This window comes from Halalkalibaculum sp. DA3122 (assembly GCF_043951865.1).
Classification (GTDB): domain Bacteria; phylum Bacteroidota; class Rhodothermia; order Balneolales; family Balneolaceae; genus JAMQKA01.
The window spans coordinates 1-6273 of sequence record NZ_JBINJF010000065.1; the positions used below are offsets into that span (position 1 = coordinate 1).

Here is a 6273-nt window from a genome sequence, read left to right on the forward strand (position 1 = left end):
TTTGTGAGAATTAACATCCCTAAGATATTGAATATCAAGCGTTTGCATGGCCTTTCTTAGTTTAAAATTGTTAAAATCCTAACCCCTAAACGCGTGATTCAGACTCATACTATGGCTTTCATGTTCTTTCAAAGTCGGCGGATCAGCTGTATGCTGTCGGCAAAAAGGCTGTCAAACAAGGCGTTGGACAAATAGCCCTACCTCCAAAGAGGTTGCCAAATAGCTTCCGGATTATAGCCTAGATCACCTTTGGGTTGTGATCATCGGTGTCGCCGGTGGCCAGGTAAGAAAGAAAGCAGTTCGCCTCTTTTGTTCACAATCAGAGGCAGCTTGAATCCATGAAAAAAGTTCACAGAGGTTTTACCTCGCTAGGTCAGTCATTTCCGGATGATGCGATAATAAGTTTCGATTTAAGGAGTCTCTTAATTAAATTCGAAAGGATATTTAAAGGGACGATAAGCTTATTACCCTTGCACTATTCAGCCTTTTGTCACGTTTCGGGATTGGTGCAGGAAAACATCCGATTTAATTATGACATCGAGTCCTAAAACAGACAGGCTGCGCTTGTTCCAGGGAGAGCAGGTCTGATTTGACGAGGGCTTTGTAAATCAAGTTTTTGTCCGGGACCCAGCCGGTGCGAATTCCAAACCTCAGTTCATATCCTAACATGAGGGATTGAATTCGCAAAGGTGTCGCAACCGGGCAAAACAACGGTTTTTCGAAGCTCTCCTGGCATGAAAAAGTAGTGGTTGGCGGGGCAGGTAAGCGGGATTCAGAGCGATCATCTACCTTTTAATCCCCGATCCTGAAATCCGGAAAGTCTCAGGGATGGATAGTGCAATGCAAACAAGTAACAAAAGTGTTGAATATAGATTTATGACCAGTTTTCGCAGATTCATTGTACGAACTTTTATCTTATTGTTGGCAGTTTTTTGGGGATGTTCGGCACAGGAGGACGTTGAAATTGAAACACATACGGTAGAAGACCAGGTTGCAGAGGAGTATTCGAACGAGATACTCGGGGAGCTCGCCCCATCCACGGCAGGGGGACTGAATCTCTCGTTGTGGGCCTCCGAGAAACTGCTGGGCGATCCGGTGGCGCTGGATGTAGATCACGATGGAACCGTCTGGGTCACCAATACCGCGCGCAGGAGAACCTCGGAAATTGACATTCGCGGCCACCGTAACTGGATGATCGAATCTCTTACCCTTGAGACGGTGGAAGAGCGACGGGATTTTCTGCACCGCAAGCTGGCACCTGAGCGAAGTGCCCAAAACGAGTGGCTGAATGATCACAACGGGGATGGCTCGCACGACTGGCGCGACTTGACGGTCAATAAAGAATCTGTTTTTAGGGTCAGGGACTTAACCGGTAACGGATACGCCAACCAGTCGCAGCTTTTTGTTCGCGATTTCCACGAGGAGATCACGGACGTGGCGGGTGCCGTACTCCGCCACGAAGGCGATCTTTTCCTGGGGGTGGCACCCGATTTATGGCGTATCCAGGATAGTGACGGCGATGGATACGGCGAGCAGAAAGAATCGATCAGTCACGGTTACGGAGTAAATATCGGGTATGGCGGTCACGGGATGTCCGGGCTTACGGTCGGTCCGGCCGGCCGGCTTTACTGGTCGATCGGCGATCGCGGCATCAGCATAGAGGACCAGGAGGGCAACCGTTGGCACCAGCCGCGCCAGGGCGTGATAGTGCGATCAGATCCGGACGGGAGCAACTTTGAAGTGTACGCCCGCGGGCTGCGCAATACGCATGAATTTGATTTCGACAAGCACGGAAACCTGATTGCGGTAGACAACGACGGAGACCACTCCGGGGAGCATGAGCGGTTGATTTACGTAGTCAACGGATCAGACAGCGGATGGCGGACCAATTGGCAGTTCGGGAAATATAACGATCCCAAAAACAACGACTATAAAGTGCTGATGGATGAGGGATATTACAAGCCTCGTTTTGATAAACAGGCCGCCCACCTCCTGCCGCCAATTGCGGCATACCACGACGGGCCGGCCGGCATGGTCTATAACCCGGGCACCGCCCTGGATGAGCAATGGCAAGACCACTTTTTTGTGGCCGAATTTGTGGGCTCCACGACGCGTTCGGGGATCAATGCGTTTACCCTTGAGCAGCAGGGAGCTTCGTTCCAACTGGAGCGAGATGTGGAAGTGATGAAAGGAGTGCTGGCCGTTGGACTCGATTTTAGTCCCGGCGGAGCCCTCTATTTTACCGACTGGGTTGAGGGATGGGCATTGAACCAGGAAGGCAGAATATGGAAGCTGGACACAAATCCGGACTCGGTGTCCAATATTCGCATTGAAACGAAGGAGCTTTTGGCGGAAGAGTTTGGCGATCGTTCCCCGGAGGAGCTTATTGGGCTAATGGGACATGCCGACATGCGGGTGCGCCAAAAAGCGCAGTTTGAACTTGTCGGCCGGGATGACACGCTATCACTGGAAAAGGCGGCCCGCGGGGGTGATCACCAGCTAAAGCGGGTACACGGAATTTGGGGACTGGCACAGGTGGGCCGTCGCATCCCGGAAGCGGTTGAACCACTGATGGAGCTGCTGGCAGATGAAGAGGCCGAAATCCGGGCCCAGGCTGCCAAGATGCTGGGTGATGTGCGCTACCAGCCCGCAGGCGACTCATTGATTCCGTTGCTCAGGGATGAAAATGCCCGGGTCCGGTTTTTTGCTGCAGAGGCCCTGGGTCGGCTGGCCTGGAAGTCCGCCCTGCAGCCGATCGTCGACATGCTGGAAGCCAACGACGACAAAGATGTATATCTGCGCCATGGCGGGGCAATCGCCCTAGCGCGAATTGGAGATGGCGATGCGGTGGCGGCGTTATCCGACCACCCCTCGCGCGCGGTACGGATTGCCGCGGTAGTGGCATTAAAACGGATGGAGCATCCCGGGGTGGTTCGGTTCCTGGAAGATGAGGATGAATTCGTCGTCACCAACGCAGCCCGCGCGATCAACGACGATGCGTTTATTGAAGAGGGACTGGACGAGCTGGCGGCGATGCTGGAGCAGGATCAGTTTATAAATGAACCGCTGCTCCGGCGCTCAATTAACGCCAACCTTTACCATGGAACCCGCGAAAGTGCGCGCCGGCTGGCCGATTTTGCGCTCCGGGAGGACATTCCCGAGGCCCTGAGGGTGGAGGCGCTGCAGACCCTCTCGGTGTGGCCGGAATCGTCTCGGCTCGATCGGGTGACCGGCGATCCGCGGGACGTGGTGCGCAACAATGTGGAGGAAGCCCGGAGTGTCACGGCTTCGTCAATACGCAACATTATGAATGGAAACCACGTCGCGTTGAAGATTGCCGCTTTCGACGTGGTCGGGAGCCTGGAAATAAGCTCGCTGGTTCCCAAAGTTTCCACGATGCTTGCCGAAGACCCGGCCCCACAGGTCAGGATTGCGGCACTGGAGCTGCTGGCGGGAATGGGGTATGAAGATATCGAAGAAGCGGTTTTTACCGCTCTTGATGATCCGGCTGGCAGCGTGCGGATGAATGCGCTGCAGACTATCACAGAGCTGAATCTGCCGAAGGGAAATATCGTGGAGCTGGTGGAACCGGTGATTGATGATGGAACAACAGAAGAGCAACAAACAGCAATAGCCCTGCTGGGTGAGATCAGCAGTCCGGGAGCCAACGCATTGTTGGAGAAGCTGCTGCAACAGCTGATGAATGGAGACCTGGAACGGGAACTTGAACTTGAAGTGATTCAGGCCGCAGATTCCTCCAACGCGGAAAATGTGGAAAAGCTGCTGGCGACCTATCGATCTGAAAAAGAAAATGGAGACGCAGTGACCCGCTATCGCGAGACACTTTATGGCGGCGATGCGGAAAATGGCCGGGATATTTTGTACCAGCATGAAGCGGCCCAGTGCATGCGCTGCCACAAGATTGGGACCGAGGGAAGCGAAGTGGGACCACCCCTCACAAATATTGGCAACGAGCTTTCACGGCGTACCCTGCTGGAGGCCCTGGTGGCTCCCGACGCCCGCATTGCACCCGGTTACGGGTCGGTTTCCCTGACACTCCGAAATGGAGAGACGATACAGGGTGTGCTGCAAGAAGAGGATGAAGAGGAGATTACGGTCGTCTCCAGGGAAAATGAATGGGTGATCAGCAAGTCCGAGATCAGTGAACGCACGAACTCCCCCTCCTCCATGCCGACGATGAGCGGGGTGTTGTCGCGTGCCGAACTCCGGGATCTTGTTGAGTTCCTGACTACCCTGGATGGAGAGAACCGATAGTGTATTTATCCGCTGAAGGTTGCAAGTGGCAGGTTTGAGGTGGATATATTTTTATCCCAAGCTGACGCCATTTATTTTTTATAGGGCTTTGAAAAACCAAGGGTTTTGGTCAAGCTCAAAGCTTGAGCGAATTTGAAACCGGAGCTTATTAGCTATAAGTGAGGATTCCAAATTCGCGAAAATACAGAGATTGGTCAAAACAACGGTTTTGCAAAGCCCTCTTTTAACAATTGAATTGGAAGTCCAATCGGATGGTACCATGATTTCAAAAACTTACATCTCCCTTGTGTGGAAAAGTATTATTTGTCTACTGTTCATTACTGGATATAATGGATTGGCTGTTCATGCTCAATCTGATGATAGTCGTCCCAATATCCTATTCGCTATCGCCGATGACGCCTCCTTTCCCCATATGGGAGCATACGGCACCGAATGGGTACGAACACCGGCGTTTGATCGCGTAGCCGGGCAGGGTCTCCTGTTTACCAATGCCTATACGCCCAATCCCAAATGCGGTCCATCGCGGTCAATTATCCTGACGGGACGCAACTCCTGGCAGCTGGAAGAAGCCGCCAACCACTGGGCCGACTTCCCGACCAAGTTTAAAGTATATACGGAGGTGCTGGCTGAAAACGGCTATCATGTGGGGAGCACCGGCAAGGGATGGGCACCGGGAGTGGCCGAGACGGCTCAGGGGCAACCGCGACACTTGGCGGGCCAACCGTATAATGACCACCAAACGGAGCCGCCGGCCGGCGGTATTTCCGGGAACGATTACGCGGCCAATTTTAAGGCCTTCCTGGCAGATCGCGCGGGCAACGAGCCGTTTGCCTTTTGGTATGGGGGATATGAGCCGCATCGTGGATATGAATACGAATCAGGAATCGAAAAGGGCGGCAAGCAGTTGTCAGACATTGCTCATGTCCCCGGTTTTTGGCCGGATACCGACTCCGTACGCACTGACATGCTGGATTATGCGTTTGAAATTGAGCATTTCGACCGGCACCTTGGACGTATGCTGGCCCTGCTGGAGGAACGCGGAGAGCTGGATAACACTCTCGTTGTGGTTACTGCCGACAACGGCATGCCTTTTCCCCGAATCAAGGGACAAACCTATGAACGATCGGCTCACCTGCCACTGGCGGTAATGTGGCCACGGGGTATTGAAAATGCCGGGCGCGTTGTCGAGGATGTTGTCAGCTTTGCCGATTTTGCCCCGACGTTTATCGAAGTGGCCGGGCTCAACTGGACTCAAACCGGAATGCATTCCACCGTCGGCCGCAGCCTTACCGATATTTTTTACTCAGATTCGGACGGTCAGGTAACGCCTGAACGCGATTACGTACTGCTGGGCAAGGAGCGGCACGATGTCGGCCGCCCATACGACTGGGGCTACCCGATCCGGGGCATCATTCGCGGTGACCTGCTCTATATCCGGAATTTCGAACCGGAACGATGGCCGGTGGGCAACCCGGAGACTGGTTACCTGAATACCGACGGGAGTCCCACAAAAACATACATTCTGGACCACCGAACGACTCCCGGCATGTACCATTTTTGGGATTGGAATTTTGGAAAACGTCCCCCCGAAGAGCTCTACAATATTGCAGCCGATCCATACTGCCTGAACAACCTGGCGGAAGATCCCGCCTACCTCTCCAAAAAACAGGCACTAAAGTCGCAACTCTATCGCGAGCTGAAACAGCAGGGAGATCCCCGTATGTTTGGCCGGGGCTATCTTTTTGATGCCTACCGATATATGGACGAGGGAACGGCGAATTTCTATCAGCGATACATGGCAGGTGAAGAGATGAACACCGGCTGGGTGAATGACTCTGATTTTGAGCAGGAGCCTCTACCCGAACAGCGATAGGGAGATGGAAATTATGAATGAACAATTAGAAATCACTGTTGTCCGGGGAAAATAGTAAGAAAATAAAAAAGCGGAGTCGCATTTGACCCCGCCTTGCGGTAGTTTTTGGAAGCACCACCAACCAA

General features: G+C 53.2%; 2 protein-coding genes and 1 pseudogene. 2 read left to right on the forward strand and 1 reads right to left on the reverse strand.

What is annotated here, in order from left to right:
- Positions 1–260: 260 nt before the first annotated feature.
- Positions 261–356 (reverse strand): annotated as a pseudogene (locus ACG2F4_RS18950) (hypothetical protein); the annotation flags it as partial.
- 565 nt (positions 357–921) lie between these two features.
- On the opposite strand from ACG2F4_RS18950, the gene ACG2F4_RS18955 reads away from it, so the two are divergent.
- On the forward strand, positions 922–4275 hold the full coding sequence (locus tag ACG2F4_RS18955) for a HEAT repeat domain-containing protein (RefSeq protein WP_395262518.1): 3354 nt from the start codon (positions 922–924) through the stop codon (positions 4273–4275).
- A 259-nt stretch (positions 4276–4534) separates the two neighbouring features.
- A complete protein-coding gene (locus ACG2F4_RS18960) occupies positions 4535–6148 on the forward strand; it encodes a sulfatase (protein ID WP_395262519.1) in 1614 nt (537 codons plus the stop codon).
- Positions 6149–6273 lie beyond the last annotated feature (125 nt).

Excerpts from the sequence above, each read along its gene's own strand:
- ACG2F4_RS18960 (WP_395262519.1), top strand. The coding sequence starts at position 4,535 with ATGATTTCAAAAACTTACATCTCCCTTGTGTGGAAAAGTATTATTTGT.